Annotated in this window: 22 protein-coding genes; 10 read left to right on the top strand and 12 right to left on the bottom strand. The window is 59.4% G+C overall.

Annotated features, from left to right (window positions below; all coding sequences use genetic code 11):
• Positions 1-312 precede the first annotated feature (312 nt).
• A complete protein-coding gene (locus tag CHB86_RS24440) occupies positions 313-729 on the bottom strand; it encodes a hypothetical protein (protein ID WP_141134995.1) in 417 nt (138 codons plus the stop codon).
• A gap of 647 nt (positions 730-1,376) precedes the next feature.
• Between CHB86_RS24440 and CHB86_RS23695 the strand changes: the two genes are divergently transcribed.
• The 8 genes from CHB86_RS23695 to CHB86_RS25375 all read left to right on the top strand — a co-directional run bounded on the left by CHB86_RS23695 (position 1,377) and on the right by CHB86_RS25375 (position 6,773).
• A complete protein-coding gene (locus CHB86_RS23695) occupies positions 1,377-1,730 on the top strand; it encodes a hypothetical protein (protein ID WP_089235596.1) in 354 nt (117 codons plus the stop codon).
• A 79-nt stretch (positions 1,731-1,809) separates the two neighbouring features.
• Positions 1,810-2,571, top strand: a complete 762-nt coding sequence (locus CHB86_RS23700) for a hypothetical protein (protein ID WP_089235597.1) — start codon at positions 1,810-1,812, stop codon at positions 2,569-2,571.
• Positions 2,572-2,659: 88 nt separating this feature from the next.
• A complete protein-coding gene (locus CHB86_RS23705) occupies positions 2,660-3,859 on the top strand; it encodes an N-acetyltransferase DgcN family protein (protein WP_245838333.1) in 1,200 nt (399 codons plus the stop codon).
• Entirely contained in the window at positions 3,856-4,977 is a 1,122-nt protein-coding gene (locus CHB86_RS23710; protein ID WP_089235598.1) for an alanine racemase, read from the top strand. The genes CHB86_RS23705 and CHB86_RS23710 overlap by 4 nt, the downstream gene beginning before the upstream one ends.
• A 138-nt stretch (positions 4,978-5,115) precedes the next feature.
• On the top strand, positions 5,116-5,364 hold the full coding sequence (locus tag CHB86_RS24445) for a hypothetical protein (RefSeq protein WP_141134996.1): 249 nt from the start codon (positions 5,116-5,118) through the stop codon (positions 5,362-5,364).
• Positions 5,361-5,933 (top strand): hypothetical protein, encoded by a 573-nt coding sequence (locus CHB86_RS25170; RefSeq protein ID WP_245838335.1) that lies wholly within the window; start codon positions 5,361-5,363, stop codon positions 5,931-5,933. Before CHB86_RS24445 ends, CHB86_RS25170 begins: the two co-directional genes overlap by 4 nt.
• Positions 5,923-6,234 carry a hypothetical protein gene (locus CHB86_RS23720; protein ID WP_089235599.1) on the top strand — a complete coding sequence of 104 codons (312 nt, stop codon included), beginning with the start codon at positions 5,923-5,925 and terminating at the stop codon, positions 6,232-6,234. Before CHB86_RS25170 ends, CHB86_RS23720 begins: the two co-directional genes overlap by 11 nt.
• A 290-nt stretch (positions 6,235-6,524) precedes the next feature.
• On the top strand, positions 6,525-6,773 hold the full coding sequence (locus CHB86_RS25375) for a helix-turn-helix domain-containing protein (RefSeq protein WP_176443008.1): 249 nt from the start codon (positions 6,525-6,527) through the stop codon (positions 6,771-6,773).
• A 502-nt stretch (positions 6,774-7,275) separates the two neighbouring features.
• On the opposite strand, the gene CHB86_RS23730 is transcribed toward CHB86_RS25375, so the two are convergent.
• Genes CHB86_RS23730 through CHB86_RS24450 form a run of 3 tightly spaced genes read right to left on the bottom strand, consistent with a single transcriptional unit; the run spans position 7,276 to position 9,988 of the window.
• On the bottom strand, positions 7,276-8,265 hold the full coding sequence (locus CHB86_RS23730) for a CobW family GTP-binding protein (RefSeq protein WP_089235601.1): 990 nt from the start codon (positions 8,263-8,265) through the stop codon (positions 7,276-7,278).
• 17 nt (positions 8,266-8,282) lie between these two features.
• Positions 8,283-9,749, bottom strand: a complete 1,467-nt coding sequence (gntH, locus tag CHB86_RS23735; protein WP_089235602.1) for a guanitoxin biosynthesis MBL fold metallo-hydrolase GntH — start codon at positions 9,747-9,749, stop codon at positions 8,283-8,285.
• A complete protein-coding gene (locus CHB86_RS24450) occupies positions 9,746-9,988 on the bottom strand; it encodes a hypothetical protein (RefSeq protein ID WP_141134998.1) in 243 nt (80 codons plus the stop codon). Before CHB86_RS24450 ends, gntH begins: the two co-directional genes overlap by 4 nt.
• A 123-nt stretch (positions 9,989-10,111) precedes the next feature.
• On the opposite strand from CHB86_RS24450, the gene CHB86_RS24455 reads away from it, so the two are divergent.
• Positions 10,112-11,461: a tetratricopeptide repeat protein gene (locus tag CHB86_RS24455; protein ID WP_141134999.1), complete on the top strand. Its 1,350-nt coding sequence runs from the start codon at positions 10,112-10,114 to the stop codon at positions 11,459-11,461.
• An 812-nt stretch (positions 11,462-12,273) separates the two neighbouring features.
• Here the strand turns inward: CHB86_RS24455 and CHB86_RS23750 are convergent.
• The 8 genes from CHB86_RS23750 to CHB86_RS23785 form a co-directional block, all read right to left on the bottom strand.
• Positions 12,274-14,757, bottom strand: coding sequence for a phage/plasmid primase, P4 family (locus tag CHB86_RS23750; protein WP_089235605.1), 2,484 nt, complete (start codon positions 14,755-14,757; stop codon positions 12,274-12,276).
• Between the two features lie 282 nt (positions 14,758-15,039).
• Positions 15,040-15,231: a helix-turn-helix domain-containing protein gene (locus tag CHB86_RS25325; protein WP_089235606.1), complete on the bottom strand. Its 192-nt coding sequence runs from the start codon at positions 15,229-15,231 to the stop codon at positions 15,040-15,042.
• Positions 15,232-15,352: 121 nt separating this feature from the next.
• The gene (locus CHB86_RS23760) at positions 15,353-16,063 is read right to left on the bottom strand and encodes a hypothetical protein (protein WP_089235607.1); all 711 of its coding nucleotides are present in this window, start codon (positions 16,061-16,063) and stop codon (positions 15,353-15,355) included.
• Positions 16,060-17,253: a tyrosine-type recombinase/integrase gene (locus CHB86_RS23765; protein ID WP_089235608.1), complete on the bottom strand. Its 1,194-nt coding sequence runs from the start codon at positions 17,251-17,253 to the stop codon at positions 16,060-16,062. Before CHB86_RS23765 ends, CHB86_RS23760 begins: the two co-directional genes overlap by 4 nt.
• Positions 17,254-17,737: 484 nt before the next feature.
• A complete protein-coding gene (locus CHB86_RS23770; RefSeq protein WP_245838337.1) occupies positions 17,738-18,481 on the bottom strand; it encodes a phosphatase PAP2 family protein in 744 nt (247 codons plus the stop codon).
• A 51-nt stretch (positions 18,482-18,532) separates the two neighbouring features.
• A complete protein-coding gene (locus tag CHB86_RS23775; protein ID WP_089235609.1) occupies positions 18,533-18,715 on the bottom strand; it encodes a PLD nuclease N-terminal domain-containing protein in 183 nt (60 codons plus the stop codon).
• A gap of 103 nt (positions 18,716-18,818) precedes the next feature.
• On the bottom strand, positions 18,819-19,079 hold the full coding sequence (locus CHB86_RS23780; RefSeq protein WP_089235610.1) for a DUF7218 family protein: 261 nt from the start codon (positions 19,077-19,079) through the stop codon (positions 18,819-18,821).
• A gap of 13 nt (positions 19,080-19,092) precedes the next feature.
• Complete coding sequence (locus CHB86_RS23785; protein ID WP_089235611.1) at positions 19,093-19,290, bottom strand: hypothetical protein; 198 nt, start codon at positions 19,288-19,290, stop codon at positions 19,093-19,095.
• Between the two features lie 200 nt (positions 19,291-19,490).
• On the opposite strand from CHB86_RS23785, the gene CHB86_RS23790 reads away from it, so the two are divergent.
• Positions 19,491-19,690 (top strand): hypothetical protein (locus CHB86_RS23790; RefSeq protein WP_141135000.1); only part of this gene is annotated, 200 nt, incomplete at its 3' end.

The following is a 19,690-nucleotide window of genomic DNA, read 5'->3' on the forward strand; positions in this document are numbered from 1 at the left end:
CTATACGAGGAGCACGTTTGCCAAGGCGACGGTCATGCCCAGACTGGCCGACTTTTGCTCCGCCCAGTGGTCGGTTTTTGCGCCGCCGTTGACACCCGACTATCCGGAGGCCACGCAGCATCCTGTCGGCAAGACTGCCGATTCGCCCTGATGCAGGTTAGCTTCGTCGACATTGCGGATTCGGATCTGCCATCTCACCCGAGTAATTTCTAAACAGACCGAGCCGAGAACCAAGCAACCATTCCTGACGGATGGCGTCCGGCCTTGTGTCCGACGCGTTTCCCATTTCAGAGCAGTCCGACCTGACGAACCTCATCCCCCATTGGCGAGGAAATAGACGCGTGCCAGTACGAGAAAAACTATGAGGATGGCGAGAACCCATCTGGCTTGAATCGGCGGCCCCTTGGGAATCGCCGGCTTGGTCAGTTTCGTTGCGCGGCGGGACAAGCGGTTGGGCAACAGCGATGTGAGGGTTGCGGCAACGGCTGCGTGTTCAAGAGCGAGCGATGGGACATCCTTGAACCCCGAGAGAGACCGTCCCAGCCGCGCGCAGGCCGCGTCCCGCCCCAAAGATGACAGCTTGGCAGCCTCTTTCCAGGGATCGAGGCCAAGCCTTGCCAGCGCGGACACAACGGTTACAGAAGACCCGGCCCGATCCTCGCCGACAGAAGCGTACAGAAAGCGATCGAAATCTGTTCCGTCTGGTTGCAGGTACTCAACTCCGGGCATGTGACTCCCCTTTTCTCTTTGAGCCCGCGGCAAGGGTCAGGTTCACACGCCTGCAGCGTTGCACAGACCGGAGCGCGTGGCGGTTCACGAGAACCATACGTGTTTCAAGGTCCCGGCACCCTTACACAGATCAGTCGCATAACGGGTCGACACGGCAAGGCAGTCTGCTGATCTCGTCCTCGAGACAGGTTTTCGTCGGGGACTAACCTCGATCAGCACATTTCCGGCAGCCACGGCGTATGATCGGCCACAACGCCAAGCCTTGCTCGACCCTCGTTGCGAAAACCAACTGAGGACGGTGCAGGCTGTCCCCACAAAAATCCACGGAGGCCTGGAATGAATACACGGTCGTCCAGATCTATGGTGACGTTTTCCAATGCGTTCGCCCAACCCGGGTATCCAGGCCAACTTCCTGCCGGCACCTACGAGGTGCTCATCGAGGAGGAACTTCTGCAGGGCCTCAGCTTCGAAGCATGGCGAAGGGTTTCGACGTTTCTGGTTGTCCGTGGAAAAGGCAATCGCCGGAGGTCCTTTTCGATGCGCCCGATCACCGAGAAGGACCTCGAACGGGTCCTGCGGTGTGATCGGATCACTACTGAATCCATCAAATGTAGCGAGGCGGCGCTTTCTCCGCTGGAGGATCTACAATGAAAACTCCCGAATGGCTGAAACCCGGCATCTACGGTGCCGTCGTCGGGGCTGTCTTAACCATGGTAGCCGGCTTCTCCTGGGGTGGCTGGGTTACCGGTGGCAATGCAGAAGAGATGGCCAGCGATCTGGCCAACGACACCGTCATCGCGGCCTTGCTTCCTGTCTGCGTCGACATGGCCCGGACCGATAAGGACCGCGTCGCGAAACTCGCGACGATCCAGGAAGCGTCAACCTACAAGCGCCGCGATGCGGTGATGGCGGCCGGTTGGGCGACGGTTCCAGGGTCGGACGCCCCGAACCGCGATCTGGCCCAGGCATGTATTGCGGGGCTGCAACTGGATGAATCGTAATCCAAGGGCAGAACTGCCTGTCACAGGCGAAACGGCGGCGCCGGTCCGACGGATCACCCTTCGGTCAATTGGACAGGTCATGGTGGCGCTTCTCTTTCTCACAACAGGTGTCTTGATCGCCTCCGCGACGCCGTCGGTCTCGCAATCGTCCACGGCTTCAATGCCCGCCAATTCCCATGCAAGAAGCTATGGAGATGGGTGGGAATGCGATGTGTCCTTTCGGCTTGTTGACGATGCCTGTGTTGCCATCGTCGTGCCACCAAACGCGTACGCTACAAACCAAACTTATGGGAGCGGGTGGGAATGCCAGCACGGCTTCACGGAGGTCGATCGGGTATCCTGTGCAAAGGTGTTGGTGCCCGAAGGCGCGTACCTCGAAGCGACAGGGCAAGGATGGAAATGCCTGCGCGGCTACATGAAGGTCGATGACGGCTGCCAGGAAATCGTACTACCGGAAAACGCCTATCTGGAAGATGATCATAATGGATCAGTTTGGCGTTGCAATCGTGGGTATGAGGTCAACGGCGAGACATGCTCGGCAATCCAGGTGCCGGAACACGCTTTTCTGAATAGCTCGAGCTACGGGAACCCTTGGACATGTGAACGAGGGTATTTCGAGAAGGACGGAAAATGTATGGCCGTCGATATCCCCGAAAACGCCTACTTTGACTATGCGAGCTTTGGTTCCGGCTGGAAATGCGACCGTGGTTTCTCTGTGTCCGGCGATACATGCGTCGCCATTGAAGTGCCCCCGAATGCTCATCTCGACCGGTCCGGCAATCGATGGGAATGCCATAGGAACTTTCAACGGTCAAAGGGCCGTTGCGTATTGAGAAATTAGATGCCGCTCCGGCCTGCAAGCCGAGCGCTCGCTTTGCGTGCCTCATTGTAAAAGATGGGAGGATTTCAAAAATTCAAGGGGATAGACCATGGAAATGACGCATATACACCCGAACATTTTGCGCGAGATCGTCGAATCCAAGCGATCTCTCAAGTTCACACAGGCTAGTGCTCAACGACGTTCGACCGAGCTCCCTACTGAGAAAACACCCACCGCAATCGTGTACTGCGAGGGGAACTTTTCGAAGCTTGACGGAAAAACTGCAAATGGACTTGTCCGACACTCTCAAACCTATCGCATTCTTTCAGTGATCGACAGCGAGCATGACGGCAAAGACAGCGGTCGGATTCTGGACAACGTGACAAATCATGTTCCTGTTTTCGGCGACCTTGAAGCCGCCGTTGTTCACGAAAACACCACTCCAGACACATTGATCTACGGAATGGCGCCCTCCGATGGAAAACTGTCCGTGAAAGATCGTCGCGTTGTTCTCGACGCGATTACGCTTGGAATGAACGTCGTCAGTGGGCTGCATGAATATCTCGGTGATGATCCCGAGATCTCCGCCGCTGCCCGGATCTACAATGTCACTATCCGCGACCTCCGCAAACCTCGCCCCAGCAACGAGATGCGTCTGTTTGATGGCAGTGTCGCCGATGTGGAGGCGGTCCGTATCGCCGTGCTGGGAACTGACTGCGCAATCGGAAAGCGGACCACAGCAACCGTTCTGGCGCGTGCCCTGAATGCGCTCGGGATCAAGACGGTTCTGGTTGGCACCGGGCAGACAGGCTTGATGCAGGGGGCCAAGTACGGCGTCGCGCTGGACGCAGTGCCGCCACAGTTTTGCTGTGGCGAACTCGAGGGAGCCATCGTCGCGGCCTCGGAAGGCGAGAAGCCCGACGTCATCCTGATCGAGGGCCAAGGCGCGCTCAGCCATCCCGCCTTCTGTACATCGGCATTCATATTGCGCGGCAGTCAACCGAACGCCGTGATCCTTCAGCATGCACCAAAGCGCGCCCATCGATGTGATTATCCAAACATGGCGATGCCCGAACCGAGTGACGAGATCGCTCTCATTGAGGCTTTCGGTGATACAAAGGTGATCGGTTTGACGATCAATCACGAAGCGATGACGGATGCCGAGATCGACGTCGCGATCACGAGCTATTCTCGAAGACTACGGCTTCCCGTCACAGATGCTCTCAACCGGCCAACCGCATATCTGACAGAACTGGTTCTTGCCGCATATCCGCAACTGCGACGAGTTCCCGTCGCAGCAGCAGAATGACTGCACCGCGCATCGAAGTTGATCTGGGAAAGATCCAGCGCAACACTCGCAGCCTCGTCGAGCGCCTGAAGACGCGCGGGATCACCGTGACAGGCGTGACAAAAGCCGTATGCGGCCACCCTGACATTGCAAATGCGATGCTCGCAGGAGGTGCGACGGGACTTGCGGATGCGCGGATCACGAACGTAGAGCGGATGCGCAAGGCGGGAATTTTCGGTCACATCTCCATGATCCGAACCCCGATGTTGAGCCAGATAGAGCGAATCTGCGCGAGCAGCGAGACCAGCTACAACACGGAGATGGAGGTGGTCGCGGAGCTCGCCGCCGAAGCTCTTCGCACCAGCAGTATTCACAACATCATTTTGATGGTCGAAGTCGGCGATATGCGGGAAGGGATCATGCCCGAGGACCTGGCAGACGTAGCCTCTCAAGTCGTCAAGATGCCCGGTGTCGCCCTGAGAGGTATTGGCGCCAATTTCACTTGCCTGAGTGGCGGTTCGCCAAACCCCGAGGCCATGGCGCTTCTCACTTCGTTGGCGAGTGACATCGAGAGATCATATGGTCCAGTCGTTGAAGTGGTTTCGGGAGGCAGCTCTGCCAGCTTACCCTGGGCTCTCGGTTTGGGGGCTATGGGCCGGATCAACAATCTGCGTCTGGGTGAAGCAATTCTACTGGGAGTCGATCCTGTTTCAGGGGCTTCAATTGGTGGGCTTCACACGGATGCTTTCACGCTTGTCGTCGAAGTAATCGAAACAAAGATAAAACCACAGAAACTGGTGTTGCAGTCGATCAATCCGGCCTGTTCGGATTTACGTCTGGTGCATGACGACCATTGGAAAACACGATCTCTCCTCGCCATCGGACACCAGGACACCGAAGCGGCGGGTCTGAAATTCCCGCTGGGTGTCACATTCGGTGGAGCGACCAGCGATCACATTGTCGTTGAAACCAGGAGCAGTGCACTTCGGGTTGGGAGCGAGATGAGGCTTCAACTGAATTACAATGCACTTATGCGGGTCATGAGCGCGCCCGGCATTGCAAAAATAATGAACAACGACAGCCCTTTGGCAAATGAAATCGTAGATAGCCAATGCCACACAAGACTGGTTTTGGTGTAGTGCATGCAGCTCGCGACAGAACCAATTCGTTTTTTCAGGCAGCGGTCTCCAGCTGCGGCGCCCCATCGCAAAACAGAACTTCGATCTCCATATATATAATAGTTGAACGGCCATTTCTCGCCCTGTCACAGGCAATTAATGGCCGCCGGAAATCAAGGAATCGACAGCATATCTTTGAAGGATTTGAAGTCCAAGGCGATGGCTTTGCGGAAGTATCGTCCCCCTGAAGGCTTGACGGAACCACGCGAACTCAAGGGCAGGCCAAAAGGTTTCCACGAGCCGAAGGCGAAGGTGAATACCAAGGATGCAGAGACATCTTTCATCAGTAATCGACCTGACCTTGGCATCGTCCAAGAACAGGAAACTCTAGCACTGGAGAAAAAATGAATCATCCAACCAACAAGACAACTGCCACTTTCTCCAGGCCGTTCACCTTGCCCGATTTTGACGAAACGCTTCCAGCGGGAGACTACGAGATCGAAACCGAACTGTGTCCGCCCCCCGACCATCTGAACCCCGAAGCATGGAAGGCCTCGGTTGTCATTAGCCTGCGACCGCGGGTGTCGCATCCTGGGCTGGTTCGGGCCCTGACTGTTTCGCTTGCTGATCTCGACAGCGCGCGGGCCAAGGACAAATTGACCGGGCTTGAGTTGTCGCAACTCTTTCTGGAAGAGATGTTGGCCGACCCGATGGTGCGCCTCGTTATGGAGGCTGACGGCGTCTCTGAATTACAGCTTCGCCACCTCTATTCTCGATCGCGCACTCAACAGTCGGACAGCGAGGTGCTGGACGACAAGCCTTTGGCCCGACTGCCGCGAGATGGCCTTCAAGACGCAACCTCGATCCAGGTCGCAGAGAACGAAGGAATGCCTACCCTGGAAGGAAATCTTCTCCGAGGAGACCGGGGCATTCCGGACGGACAGCCCCCTTGGTGGGAGCACGGCCATGACCAGTAGCCCTGTCGACCTGGACACAATACGAACTACCGAAAGCAGCATGGTGACTCACATCCGTCGACATACTTTCCAGAAGCTCGAGGTCGATTGGGAGAACCTGAAAAGGCGTCGGGAGGAACTGGAAGCCAATCTTCTCGTCGAGCCAGCAATGAATTGGCAGGATGCTGCCGTGAAGGCACAATACATAATCCGCCGTTATGCCGAGACAGCTGAAGCTCAGGACACCGGCCGACAGGAACTTATCCAAAGCGCGCTCGACGATCTTGCCCGCTTATCTGACACCGAGGTCACGAACCAATGACATCATCGCCTGAGCAAGACACGACGTCGCCGACGCGCGCGCTGAACGATGTGCCCCAAGAGCGTCTGTGTCTTCGTTGCAAAACCTCGTTTTGGAGCGAGTGGTTCGGAGAGCGGATATGTAGGCGCTGCAAGTCACAGGACGCCTGGCGAAACGCCATTTCCGCAATACCTGGTTCAGCTCGACGACGTTGAAATCCAAGAGTTTTTCCGGTGGCTGTAGGTCGGTCGGTTCAATGCGTGTTGATGGCTGCCCTGAGTCGAGTAATACAATCCCCTTTCGCAATAAAAATGGCCAGAAAATCCGCTGCCGAGACCTTTGCGTCGAACGCGGCGAACATCCGCAACGATCTGCGCCAGCACAGGGCCCGAGACCTACTGACATCAGAGGAATGTAGTGTTTCCGAGATAACCGCCGAACTGGGCTACAGAAGCTCTTCAAACTTCTCGAGGGCGTTCAAGACGAAGACCGGTAGGAGTCCGATTGGATTTCGAAACAGCCTGAACTCGGGGGCGCAGAACTCCGAGTCCTCCACATAGGTGGCTTTTTTGCAGAGCACCGAACCGGACCTTAGAACCAGCTGCAGCAGATGTCTGCAAACCGCCCTTCCTTACGAATGCTGCGCGCGCATCGGTCGAGATTTCGCGCTTGCGGCTAAGGTCCGGTAGGTCGGCAAAGCTGCCGCGTTTGCCACGGCGAGCGCCCAAACTGACGTGTTGGTCTCGTTCCTGCGCAGAGCCGTCGCACGCGAACATCAGAGCTTCGCCCGTGCGGCATGAACTCCTGAAACGGAAGCCGCCATTCATGGTCGGCGCGGCGATTGGCCGTGAAGAGCCCTTCTTGACCGATGCTGCGAGCTGCACCAGCGGCAGGAATGCCGACCTTCCGGACCTTCGCTGCAAGCGAGAATTTCCGCACCTTGCGGCTGCAGCATTCGGTAGGATGGGCGGTCTCCGGACCTTCGCTGCGATTTCAACGAAGGTCCGGTTCAATCTTTTTCGACGGTATTTCGCAAGCTGAACGTGGAAAGCGTAGTCTTCCTTATGCCACTTCGAGAAACACTCTTCCCAAGGTGTCTTCTGAAACGGCTCCGGGCGCACCGATCGCGACCAAACGAGTTTCCGGCTTGCGCGTTCCCCATTTCCCGTCGCGTGCGATATCAATGCGCTTGCCGACGACCTGCACTACGATCCGGTGCTCCGGGTCTTCCTCGCTGTAGACAAACCCTTTCACCCGATAGACTTCTCCGGGCAGTCCTTTGATTGCGTCTCGCAGGCCGGAGAGATTAACGGGAAGATCCGAGCGTAGCATCGTGGTTGAGAACTTCGCCGCGTGGTCATGGTGATGCGCATGTTCGGGGCAACCGCAGCGAGGGCCATGGACGTGGTCAGGCACCTCCGCATCCAGTTGCTCGGCGGCAAAGCGTCCGACCGACAGGAGAATCTCCAGCGGCACATCGGCATTGACGGCTTCGACCAGACGGTACCGGCGAAACCGCGATTTCAGCCAGTCATGGACCTTCTGAACAGTCTTCTGCTCGACGAGGTCGACCTTGTTGAGAATAACCATGTCGGAGAAGGCGATCTGGCGCAGCTTCAACTCCATCTGTTCCGGCGCCGCAAAGACCTGTTCGGCATCGACAAGGCACATGATGCTGTCGAGCCGGATCTTGTCGCGGAACCGTTGGTCCGTGAACGTCATCGCGATAGAGGACGGGTCTGACACGCCGCTGGCTTCCAGCAGGATGTATTCCGGTCGTTCCGGGCGGGCGAGCACCGCCTCGACCGTCTCGATCAGGTCGTCCCGGATCGAGCAGCAGACGCAGCCATTGGCGAGGCTCATTACGTCGTCCTCGATGCCGACCACGAGGTCGGCATCGACATTGATGGAGCCGAAGTCATTGACCAGAACCGCAACGCGGAGGCCGTGGTTGCCGGTCAGTATCCGATTCAGCAGCGTGGTCTTACCGGCTCCAAGAAAGCCGGTAAGAATGGTGACGGGAACAGCCGAGGCCGAGCCGAATTCGATCATGCTGACACCTGTTCCGTTTACTTGTCGCGCGGACCGAGTACGTCGGACACCTTGATTGTCAGGTCCTTCGGCCATTCACCGTCCGGCGCCCTGAACACATCCTCGGGATAATACTCCCGCGGATCGATCTCCATGTCGCGGTACTTCTGATCCTGCTGGTCGGCGCGGGTCAGGCGTGGGTTCGGCAGTGTGATTTCTTCGGGCAGTTCGAGCCGACCGGCTTCCACCTCAGCTTGCAACTCGCGGAACGGCGGAACCGTTCCCGACTTACCGGGGATAACCGCCTTGCGATACCAGATTGCCTCCTTGGTGACATTCACAACAGCCACATCGATACCCCACTGGAACAGGCCGTCGTAGTGCGCCCTGATGCCAGCGAGCATCTCCGCATCGATATCCTCGTCCTGCGTGTAGTGCGTCACCATGCCGAGCCGGGGGCGCGCATCCGCGAAGAGCTTTCCAACGGCGTAGTGAGAGGTATGGTGCGTGTCGATCGTGTAGTTGAAGAGTTCTTGCGGGATGCCGTACTTGTAGGTCATCAGTTGGCCGATATCCTGACCGGACATTTCGGTCACGAACACGTCGGCGCCCTCGCCATATTTCCGGGACAACTCGTCAGGGCGACCATCTCCGGTCCAGACGAAGCTGAGGCCGTTCCAGTCGAGGCGGTACCCAACGGCACCGTCTTTAGCGTGGCTACGTGGCCACGAGCGAACCACTACTCCATCCTCGTCATAAACGATACCGCCTTCCTGACGGAAATCGAACTCGTTGACTTCGATTTCGTAGCCGTCGCCGATCGGGAACACGTCGAATGCTTCCAAGTGCCACTTCAGCATCTGCTTCATGCCGTTGACCATTCCCTGGGTGCCAAGCTCCGGTGTGCGCCCGGAAGGCCCATGGATGCGAAGAGGGGTGTAGCCGCCCGACCATGCCCGGAACGGATAGATGTAGGGAATGTCGGCATAGTGATCGACGTGGAGGTGCGAGATGAAGATGTCGTTGATCAACTGCCCCGGCACCTGCATGCCGACGATGTTTCGCACGCAGCCCGAGCCGAAGTCGAAGAAGAACCGCTTGCCGTTGCCAAGCTCGACCATGATACAGGTGCCGGCCTGATCCTCGCGCGGCGGGTAGGGCGTAGAACCACAGAACGAGATCCGCATCTCGTCCGGTCCCAGTTGCTCGCTGAGCGGGAAGTAGTTGGCGTTGGAACCAGTCATGTATTTCGTCGGTCGGAAATACTCAGGCAATGAGATGCCGCCAGCCGGACGACCGCCATAGGGGTTCTTCAGGTTTTCCCCCAACGGACCTTCGCCGGGATGTGCATCAGCCTGGCTCGCGCCGAGACCGACAGCACCGGCCGCAACCGCACCGGCACCGGCCCCGGCGCCCTTGAGCAGATCGCGGCGGGAGGGGTCCTGCGGTTCATCGTTCTCGACGTGGCTCGGCCGTTGTGTGTCGTTGCGGTTGTCTTTGGTCATTCAATTGTCCTCTGTTGGTCGGGGGTAGCGGAAATGCGCCGCGCTTGGCGTTCGATTTCGCGGACCAGTTCCTTGCGGATATTGGCCCATTCAGCACGCAATTCAGAACTGAGCGTTTCGTCGTTCTCGCTTGAGCAGGCCAACTCATAGTCATTCAGGGCCTCCCTGAGTGACGGGTGATCCAGCGAAAGCGCGAGGATCAAATCGGTGAGTTCTGGCAGATCATGACGAAGGATCAACGTTGCCTCTAGGTTGGCGGGTGGTAGCCTGAGCGCTTCCCCGACGGTAACGCAGCATGCTCGCCAGACAGAGTAAGCTGGGGTAAGTTGGGGTAAGCTGGAGTAAGGGCGGGCATCCCAAAAGTGACTCAAGGCACTGTACATAAAGAATTTCCGCCTGAATTCGTCGATCAGGCGCGCGCAGCCTTGAACAAGGTTGTCGAGAGCGATGTCTTGGCTTCGTCGCCGCGTTTGAGGCAGTTTCTTACCTACGTCGTAGAGGAGACTCTCTCCGGACATGGCGACGAAATTCGTGGCAAAGCCATTGCAGTGGAAGTCTACGGGCGGCGACTGGACGGCGATGGCGGCGGGCTGGGTCTTGTTCGGGTCGAGGCCGGACGCCTGCGACGCTTGCTCCAGGAATACTATGAGGGCGAGGGAGCCGAAGACGACATCCGCATCCTCATCCCCACGGGCGGCTACAAGCCGACGCTGATAGCGGGGCATGCGCCGCCGCGCACTCTACCCGAAGAGCCTGGACCCCAGACAACTGAGGCCGGCCACAAACACTCCGGCTCGCGGAAATGGATGGTTGCTCTCGGAGCGTTGTTTGTCGCTCTGATCGCAAGTGTATTCTTCGCAACAGATCTCCGTCCAGCACTCACTCAAAACGCTGCGGATGACAGTAGTGCCAAGCTTGCTGCGCTCAGGGAACGATCCATGCCCAGTGTGCAGGCCACCAATCTCGCCGAACAGACGCGTGGAATGTTCTTTCCGCTCTTCGATTTGAAGCGCCAGGAAATTGCGCTCACCGCATTTCGGCACGCCATTGATCTCGACCCTGACCTGCCCGGCGGATATGCGGGCGCGGCACAGGTTTTGGCGCTTCTGGCCTATCTGTCCAATGACTCCACCCGCGCATCCGAACTACTTGCCGAAGCACGCAGTATGGCAAAGCAGGCCCTGGAACGCGGCCCAACTGATGGCTGGGCGAATGCCGCCATAGGCTGGACACTTGCGGTAGAAGGCAACACCCATGAAGCGCTGCGCCGAGGCCGAATGGCCGTTGACCTGTCGCCGGAGGACGGCCACGTTCTGGACCTAGCGGGCATCACGGCGCTCATTTCAAATGACCCCACATTCGCGGTAGAGGTCACGAACCCGGAACGCCCTCGCTTTGGGAGCGGTAGGTTCGGCGCCAACAGTATCTGGGGAGCGTCACAGTTCATGCTTCAGAACTATCCGGCATGTATCGAGGCGTTCACCACGGCGGCCGAACGCGGCCAACCGGTGAGCGCGCCGAGCCTCATGATGCTCGCCGCGGCCTACGACGCGAACGGCGAATACGAGGCCGCACGTCTAGCTATAGACGAGATGCATCGGACTTGGCCCGGCTTCCCCGCCAACAATGTCGCCAGCCGTTTCTTTGAGCACGCACCGGAAACTCGATCGCTGGTCCTTGAAACGCTCGAGGCATACAAGCCAAACCTGTAGGGCGGGCAATCCGGCTGATATCGATCTTGGAAAGTCGCAACTTCAGATCGAAAGTTGGACCGGCATTTGCTTCACCATCAGCAATGCCGTTAATACCCGTTTGCGTTCATCCACCAAGTTTAGGCTTTCCTGGGTTCATCCCGTCGGACTGGAGTCTGTCGTTCGCTGCACCGTGACCAAATGTCAGCTCGGGGCCGGTCACGTCGGCCTGTCACTATGCTGTAAATGCGAAGCGCCGCAGTCGGACAATGGCCGGAAAGCGCAGTTTGCGGTCGCCCGGCTCGACCAGACGAACGGAAGCAAGGTCCGCTGGTTGCCCTTGATCGGAGCCACCGCGAACGTCCGGTCTCCTCCTGCGTGGACGATCCTCCAGTAAGTTCGGGAGGAAACGCTGCACTGCGGAGAGAGACCGCAAAGTCGGCAAACGCGACCTTCCATAGCTGCTCTTCCAAAGCAGCCACGGCACTTTGGTGGGCGGCTTCAGATTGGAAACCGGTTGGCAGCGACTGTGCGCCTTATAGACGGGATAGCTCATGCGATCTGCGTCTTCGGCGGTTCACGAATTGCCGGCTCAGGGGCCGCTTGGATCAGATCACTTCGGACGGGGGGGCGGTTCCGGCGGCGCCAAAAAGGCGGGGCGATGGGACCTGTTTTACGTCCGCATTCGGCCTCCGCAGCGGCAGCTAGAGGGGAAAGTGACGGAAGTGACGGATGGCCCTATATCCACCGTATAGAGAGTGAGAGAGGGAAATTCTCTATACGATAGATAAGGGACGATCCGTCACTTCCGTCACTTTTCAGCATTGGGGTGTTCAAGGTGATGCCAGCCGCAGGCCGATAAAGCCGCGGCCAGAGTTGCGGCGGTGTTCCTGGTAGCCCCGCTGCTTGACTTCCTTCTGGAGCGTGCGGAGCGTCCAAGTGTTCAATCCCTGCAGGTCACACCACTGCCCGAAGCGGATATGCAGGTCGGTCGTCTTCGTGAAGGCCGCGGGATCGACGATTGTTTCATCCGCCAGGAACTGACCGACCGTATCCTCGTCGTCGAGGTATTCGGCGGATGCAGCCTCCACGCTGGCCGGAACCTGCAAGCCAGCCGCACGCCATTGCACCGCGCCGTCGATTGCCCATTGCAGGATCTGGGGCGCCTCGGCTTTCAGTTTCGCGGGCAGATCCTTGTCGCGCTGCTCCGGCGGGATTGTGACGGTGAACGGTAGAAGGACCATTCGCGCCCTGATCGCTTCGTCCACGCCCCGAAACGAGGGCATGTTGTTGCCGGCGATGAACAGGGTCATTTGCGGTTCGAAGTCGAAGAAATCGCCGCGCATGTAGCGTGCGGTGATCACGTCGCCGCCAGTCAGATCCTTGATGACGCTCTCGTCCCAGGTCTTGCCCTTGGGCAGTTCCGACGCGGCGACGAGGCGTGCGCCCTGCAAGCCAGCGAGGTCGGTCGGGTGCCGGTCGCCGTGCGAGTTCAGGAAGGTCGCGCTCGAGGCCCGGCGCGCATAGTCGCCCCAGATATCGAAGAGCGTGTTGAGAAAGACCGACTTGCCGTTTCTGCCTGTGCCATAGGCAAAGAACAGTTTGTGTTCGCTCGTCGCACCCGTCAGGGCGTATCCGGCAACCCTCTGCGTGAATGCAACCAGTTCCTCGTCGCCGTCGAAGACTTCAGAAAGAAACCGCAGCCACCGCACGGGCGTGCCGCGAGCCGGTGCGCAACCTGTCAGCCGGGTAATCATGTCTGCGCGCCGAGCGGGGCGCAGTTGCCCGCTGCGCAGATCCACCGTCCCGCCCGGTGTGCCGAGCAGTAGGCGGTCGCCGTCGAAGCTCTCGGCCCGCGCCACGCTTTCCGGGTTCGACCGAGCCAGGGACGCCACCGCCATAACCGTGTTGTTGTTTGCCAGCCCTGCGACCTGTGACTTGATCCGCGCCCGCAGCGTGTCCGCATTCCTAGCGTTCCCGGCCCTGGTCGCTTCCTGCTTGCCCAACTCGGCAAGGGCGGCGCCCTGCCGCCGCAGAAACTCCCGTATACGCGTTACATGGGCCAGCTTCTCGTCGACCTGCCAGCGGGTGCCGTCCCAGAACAGCCACTTGCCCCAGGTGGCGACGTAGCGAGCGTCCAGATCCCACCCATCGGCGCCCAAGGCGACGGCCAGGGCGTCGTGGGTGGTGTCAAACGTGTCGGGTGTATTGCTGCCAGCCGCTCGTTCGGAGAACTTGCGGTCGCGCTCCGCCTGGACGGCTTCGGCCTCTTCGCGCCCTGTGCCTGTTTCGTAGCTGTAGAGGCCGCACCGGGCGAGGCGCCCGGCGCGCAGCCGTTGTATCGTGTTCGCCGCCCGTTTCCGCAACGCCGCCTGTCCCCGGTTCGACGTCCAGCGTTCATCGCTGTTTTCGGTGGTCCGGCAGAACTCCGCGAAGCCCGCTTCGAACAGTTCTTCGGCGGTCGGGTCGGCCCCGTGCTGGCGCTGCGTCCCGGCGAGGTGCTTGAGGAGAAGGGTTCGGAACCAGGTCTCGCGCCCGTCTGTGACGATGCCGTTGGCATCCCGGACGACCTCGCCGGATCCGCCACCCCTGTTGTGGCCGCCTGTGCTGCCCGCCTCGCGGCCCGGCATGGGTGCCAGGGCGGCCAGCCTAAGCAGGTCCACCGGTTCGCCCTCCCGGGGGGTGAAGCTGGTCACCTCATCAACGTAACCTTTGGCGGCTTTGCGAGGGTCGAGGGACCCGCGGGCCACCGTTCCCGCCAGCCGCAAAACCCGCGCGGAATCATGAACCTTTGGGTCGGCGCCGACATGGGCAACCAGTGCGCCAAGCGCTTCGCCCAACTCATCGGGATCGTCGCAGGGCACAAGAAGCGGCAGCCAAACCTGGAACCTGTTGGCTGGCGTGCTCCCTGTGCGAACGGAGAAGGCGGGCTTGAGGCCTGCATCCGCCACCCGCTTCGACACGGCCCCTACGTCTTCGTCAACGTCAAAGGCTGCGAAAGCCGCGACATAGAAGTCCGCACCCGAACAGCGGCGGCTGCGATCTGCATCCGGATTCCGCAAGGCCGCACCGACATAGACAGAGCAACCGGCGTTATTGCGCGTTTCCGCGAATTCCGCGGCGGCGTCGAGGTCGTCGAGGCCGAACAAGCGGCTACGGTCGGGCGCCATCTGGAAAGGAGCCGTGTAGGCAATCTCTATAAGGCCATCTTCATAGGGACCGGACAGGAAAGGGGCGGCCAATGCAGCGAGATGTTGTTGAATGGCAGAGCGATTGGGGGCAAGGGCGTCTGACCCGGCGTCGGAGTGCATGTTCATCCGCCAATCTCCCCAAAGCACCAGCGGGCTAGTAGCTCAGCCTGTCGTTGAGTGAGCCCGTGCCTAATGCGAAGGCGGCGGATCTGGATGTCACGAGGAGTGGGGCTGTTGATACGGGTCTGGAAGGGCTGGACACCGTCGCCGCCTGGATGCGCATTTACATGATATTGTTTCATAATCTGCTCGTTCTTGTTGATTTGACGAGGCAGACGCGGTATGGTTCCGGTGTGAGCCTGAAACGAATACGCCCTGCCTGATCGTGCCGATTGGGCGGGGTTTCGTTTAGGCGGTTCGTTCAGCATCAGCACGGTCGATAACGGCGACGACGTCGGATCGCCTCCATCTGGACATGCCGCCAATTTTGATCGGAGGGGGTAGGGTTCCGTCCGCAACGCGGCGCCACCAAGTCGCTTTCGAGCAACCCAGAAGAACGGCGCCTTCAGCATCTCGGATAAGGGGATCTATCGTATTCATCTCGGCCTCGCGGTTATGGAGCGATTGACGCAACAAGCTGCGTCAGGCTGAGAATACGTGCAGCCAAGTTCAATTTCGCCGGGGGGCATTGGCTTCGCCCCCCCCCCGTCACAACCTGGCTTCAGTAGATTGGGTTTTCGAAGGGCTTGTTTCGATATCCCTTCAACAAACTCCGAATTTCGTCGGTCTCAGGAGGCAGGCAGACGGAGACGTCGCCACTGAGGACCATGTCGCTGTAGACTTTCGGCACCAGCCATGGGTCCCAATCTCGCATTGCTCGGGTCTGTTTTGGCACGCCAAGTTCGCAAGCTAGTTTGTAAATTTGTGCCGCAGTCGTCATCAGGCGAGTAAATGAGTTCTCGTCGGAAAATACACGAATCTGGTCAGTCTCGGGAAGAAGCTGGAACGCGGCCCAATAGTGGATGGCCGATTTGAACATTGGGAAGTGTAGCTTCCGAAGGTTGTCGCCGCTGGATGGTAACGCCTTTCCGAAGTTTGTTTTAGTTACCGACGCCCATTCGGCAACGGCAAAAACTGCCTTTCGAAAGTCGGGTGAACCCCTCTCTTGTGAGTTTAGGATCATCTGGTAGAAAACCAAACCCGCGAGCCGCGCGTTGTTGATGCGCGACGTAATACGTTTGTTGATCATCACCCCAATGTCACCATATCCGTCTTGAAGGCCCGCTTGCATTGCTTCGTTCTCTGAGACCAAGGTTTCCAGAGCCCGAAGGGCATCCTGTTCATTTTCTGGATAGGCAACATAACAATAAGCAATCAAGTGCTCCCAGAGCACCTGCTGCCCATCTGCCTCGACGATTGGAAGTTCGCTCATTGCCGCACCATGTGCAGCAATTCCGAAGAGCCGCCAACCACTTGTTCCGCCCATCGCTCCATTACCACCCGACGCTGTTCCAAGTAGTCAGTTCTACGGTACGCCCTCTCTACCGAGCCTCCAATGACATGACCCAAGGCTGTCTCCGCCACCTCATGCGGGACGGCGGCAGCTTCCGCACACCAGTCACGGAAACTGGAACGGAAGCCATGGGGTCGAGCCTCCATTCCCCTGCGTTCCATCAACCTAGACATCGTGGCGTCGCTAATGACGCCTCGGCGGACACTCGGGAACAGATATCCGTCACGAGAGAATGGCTTAGCTTGTTCTACGATTGCCTGAGCTTCGGCTGACAGTGGAACCGCAAAATCAGGTGTTCGATCCCGAAGTCCTTTCTGGATCTCGCCTGGAATCGTCCAGACACTCCCGTTGATCTGCTCAAGCCGCAGGAATCGAAGTGGCTTTGACCGGACGGCCGTCAGAATGAGCAAGCGCAAGGCGAGGTGGGTAATGGTACCGTCACTCAAGCTGGCATAAAACTCCGAGACCTCTTGCCAAGGTAGAGCAGGCACGTGCTGCACCTTATGCTTCTGGCGACCTAGCAGAGCCTTCGCCTTCTCTGTGGCCTGGAGATCCACATCCAGCCCCAATGCGGCAGCATGTTGGAAGCAGATGCCCAGTCGGTTCATTGCTTTCCGCGCCGTGTCTGCCTTGGTGTGCCAGATGGGACGAAGTGCGTCGCGGATGTCTTGTTGATCTATCTGTGAGACCGGAACCGCCCCCAACTTTGGTAGGACGTAGAGTTTTAGCGGGGAAAACCAGCGCCCGGCTTTGCCATCTTCTTTGAGATCCGCCTTCCGACTTTCAAATGCGTCCTCGGCAATGTCCTTCAGTATGTACATGTTTCGTTCTGCTTCACGGGCCAGACGCTGCCGCTCTTTGATTGGATCCTGTCCTCTTCGGGCAACGCCTCTCCAACGCTCCGCCTCCGCACGCGCCTCCTTGAGGGAAACGTCCCGAACTGAGCCAAGGCCCATTTCTCGTCTCCGGCCATGGATCGTAACCCGGAGGAACCACTGCCCACCACCATCAGAGCGCTTGTGAAGCCACAGCCCGCCACCGTCCGAATATTTGCCCGGTAGCGCCGACCTGACCTTCACTACTGAAAGCTTATTCAAAGCCCTTGTCATTCTGTCCACCTATTAAGCCACCCTCAACATATAGTATGTGGTGCGCTGAGGTGAAGTCACTTGATTACGTTCTAGACAGAAATATCAGTGAATTTGAGCGGGCTCAGGGAAGCATGAGATGGGCTGACAGATCAAGATATGGGAATTCGATGCCCCCCTGCGGCACCAGAAATCAAGACCTTCCCTCATATTGACGACCGACAATCGAGCGCTCGGATCGCCTGCGGATTGGCGGCAATCGCCGGTTCAGGCGGCCTGTGCGATTCTCGATGGGAGGCAGGGCTTCTTTGGTGCCAATGCCGCGCTCGGTTCTTGGCAGACGGACCACGGGGCGGCCTGTGGCGCGGTGAACGGACCGGCGCGCAGCGGTTCAGTTGGCCGAGTGCCGAATCCCTGCCAAACGGTCACGGTTCTCAAGCGGCTTGAAGGAAGGCGGGCGCGATTTCGGCTTGGGCTAAGCGATACTGCCGCCTCTGACGCCGGCTCATTCCATCGGGCCGCGCAGGTTGGCCCGGGCGGAGTGCTCGATACGGCCGCGGCGGGCGAGGAAGCGGGCGACCAGCAGGCATAGCGCGGCCCACACCGCGCCGATGATCCAGCCGGCCACCACGTCCGTCGGCCAATGCACGCCAAGGTAGACCCGGCTGATGCCGACCAGCATCGCCAGCGTCGCGGCCAGCGACAGGACGTAGGCCTTGAGCCGGAACCCCGGCAGGCTGCGTGCGACGATCACGCCGAGGGTGAAATAGACAACCGCCGCCATCAAGGTGTGACCGGACGGGAAGCTGGGGGTGACGACCAGGCTGCCGTGGGACACGAGTTCGGGGCGCGGGCGGTCGAAATAGCCCTTGGCGAAGCTGGACAGCAGCATCCCGCCAGCGGTGGAGACCAGCAGGAACAGCGCGGTACCGAAGCGGCGCTTGAGCAGGAAATATCCGGTGGTGCCGATGATCGCCAGCGTCAGCACGGCGATGCCGCCGAGCGCGGTCAGGTCGCGGCCCATCTCCTGAAGCCACCACGGCCCCCGGGGCAGGTCGGGGTTCTCGGGGTCGCGCAGGAGCAGGAGCAGCGAGGTGTCGAGGCCGCGGGTGTTGCCGTCGAACACCTCGTCGACCAGCTCGGCAAAGGCCCAGGCGCCGCCGAGGACCATCACCAGCAAGGTCAGCGAGGTCAGCTCGACGTTGTGCCAGATCCAGCGCAGGGGAGAGGTGAAGTGACTGCGTTTCAAATGACCCCTCCCGGGTTGGCGCGCCGGACCCGGGGAAAGCGGGGCGGCTGGTTACATAGGTTGAGTGCGCTCTTTCGGGCCAAGGATCAACCAGGCAATGAAGCCGATGATCGGCAGGAACAGGATCAGCAGCGTCCAGACGACCTTGGTGCCGGTCGAGGCGGTGCTGGTGAGGGTCTTGTAGATCGCGTAGATGTCCGCGATCAGCACGATCAGGCCGAACAGGAATTCCATGGGTCGTCTCCTCGGGTGCGGGCTCTGCCGGTGAATGCGGGCGAGGCCGTGGTTTGGGTCAGGTCTTTGGAAAATGACGCGTCAGGTGGGCGCGCGCTGCGGCTCAGTCCCGCAGCGCCTCGATCAGTTCGCCCTTCGTCATGGTCGAGCGGCCGGAGATATCAAGCTCCTGTGCGCGATCCATCAGCTCGTCCTTCGTCCAGTCCTCGTAGGGCGGAGCCTTTCCGCCCCTTTCGGAGGGGGACATGGCCGGGTTGGACTGGGCGTTGGCGATCGCCGCGGCCTTGGACTTGCCGTAGCCCTTGTCGCGAAGCGCCTCGTAGGTGTCGTCGTCCTTTACCGAAGGGCCATGGTCCCTGGCCATCGTCTCTCTCCTCTTATTGCGGCGTGGCGGGGGCGGTCGCTTCCGGAGGGGTCACCTGCGGCCCGCCATCGGGATCGATCTCGTCATCCGTGGCGTTGAACAGGTTCGTCAGGAAGAACAGCGCGCCGAGCACCAGGGCGACGGCGATGCCGATAAGGGCAGGGCGGTGCCTGCGGGCTTCCTTGGGCGTGTTGGTGTCGGGAGCGGACATTGCGTTCCTCCTGGCTGTGATCTCGTGGTTCGAAGGGTCAACGCGCGAGACGGGACAGGGTTCCCGCGCGGAAGCCGGAGGGCCGGCGCGGCTTGGCGGGACGCGTGAACAGGTACAATTCTATCAGACATTAAAATGTCGCAATGTGATGGTTTGAGGGATGGCCGGTGGGGATATTGTACGTGGGAGAGGACGTAACAATGGCGATTATCGTAGGAGGCGTGGACACAGGGGCGCTGGCCGAGGAACTGAAGGATTTCCTCGCGTCTTCCCTGCCAACCTCGCTCGACGGTGTGACCGAAAATCTCGACGACTGGATCGACAGGAACGAAGAACGCCTGGAGACCTGGCTCGACAACCTGATGGAACACCTCGGCGATTGGGTCGACCGGACGTCGGA

The organism is Tropicimonas sediminicola, from assembly GCF_900188335.1.
Taxonomy (GTDB): Bacteria; Pseudomonadota; Alphaproteobacteria; order Rhodobacterales; family Rhodobacteraceae; genus Tropicimonas; species Tropicimonas sediminicola.

Bases quoted from the DNA above. Each gene is read 5' to 3' on its own strand.
- CHB86_RS23720 (WP_089235599.1), top strand. From the start codon at position 5,923: ATGACCAGTAGCCCTGTCGACCTGGACACAATACGAACTACCGAAAGC.
- CHB86_RS23700 (WP_089235597.1), top strand. From the start codon at position 1,810: ATGGTGGCGCTTCTCTTTCTCACAACAGGTGTCTTGATCGCCTCCGCG.
- CHB86_RS23780 (WP_089235610.1), bottom strand. From the start codon at position 19,079: ATGGCCAGGGACCATGGCCCTTCGGTAAAGGACGACGACACCTACGAG.
- CHB86_RS25375 (WP_176443008.1), top strand. From the start codon at position 6,525: ATGGCCAGAAAATCCGCTGCCGAGACCTTTGCGTCGAACGCGGCGAAC.
- CHB86_RS24445 (WP_141134996.1), top strand. From the start codon at position 5,116: ATGGCCGCCGGAAATCAAGGAATCGACAGCATATCTTTGAAGGATTTG.
- CHB86_RS23710 (WP_089235598.1), top strand. From the start codon at position 3,856: ATGACTGCACCGCGCATCGAAGTTGATCTGGGAAAGATCCAGCGCAAC.
- CHB86_RS23765 (WP_089235608.1), bottom strand. From the start codon at position 17,253: ATGACAAGGGCTTTGAATAAGCTTTCAGTAGTGAAGGTCAGGTCGGCG.
- CHB86_RS23760 (WP_089235607.1), bottom strand. From the start codon at position 16,063: ATGAGCGAACTTCCAATCGTCGAGGCAGATGGGCAGCAGGTGCTCTGG.
- CHB86_RS23785 (WP_089235611.1), bottom strand. From the start codon at position 19,290: ATGTCCGCTCCCGACACCAACACGCCCAAGGAAGCCCGCAGGCACCGC.
- CHB86_RS23750 (WP_089235605.1), bottom strand. From the start codon at position 14,757: ATGAACATGCACTCCGACGCCGGGTCAGACGCCCTTGCCCCCAATCGC.
- CHB86_RS23775 (WP_089235609.1), bottom strand. From the start codon at position 18,715: ATGGAATTCCTGTTCGGCCTGATCGTGCTGATCGCGGACATCTACGCG.
- CHB86_RS23705 (WP_245838333.1), top strand. From the start codon at position 2,660: ATGGAAATGACGCATATACACCCGAACATTTTGCGCGAGATCGTCGAA.
- CHB86_RS25325 (WP_089235606.1), bottom strand. From the start codon at position 15,231: ATGAATACGATAGATCCCCTTATCCGAGATGCTGAAGGCGCCGTTCTT.
- CHB86_RS25170 (WP_245838335.1), top strand. From the start codon at position 5,361: ATGAATCATCCAACCAACAAGACAACTGCCACTTTCTCCAGGCCGTTC.
- gntH (WP_089235602.1), bottom strand. From the start codon at position 9,749: ATGACCAAAGACAACCGCAACGACACACAACGGCCGAGCCACGTCGAG.
- CHB86_RS23695 (WP_089235596.1), top strand. From the start codon at position 1,377: ATGAAAACTCCCGAATGGCTGAAACCCGGCATCTACGGTGCCGTCGTC.
- CHB86_RS24440 (WP_141134995.1), bottom strand. From the start codon at position 729: ATGCCCGGAGTTGAGTACCTGCAACCAGACGGAACAGATTTCGATCGC.
- CHB86_RS23730 (WP_089235601.1), bottom strand. From the start codon at position 8,265: ATGATCGAATTCGGCTCGGCCTCGGCTGTTCCCGTCACCATTCTTACC.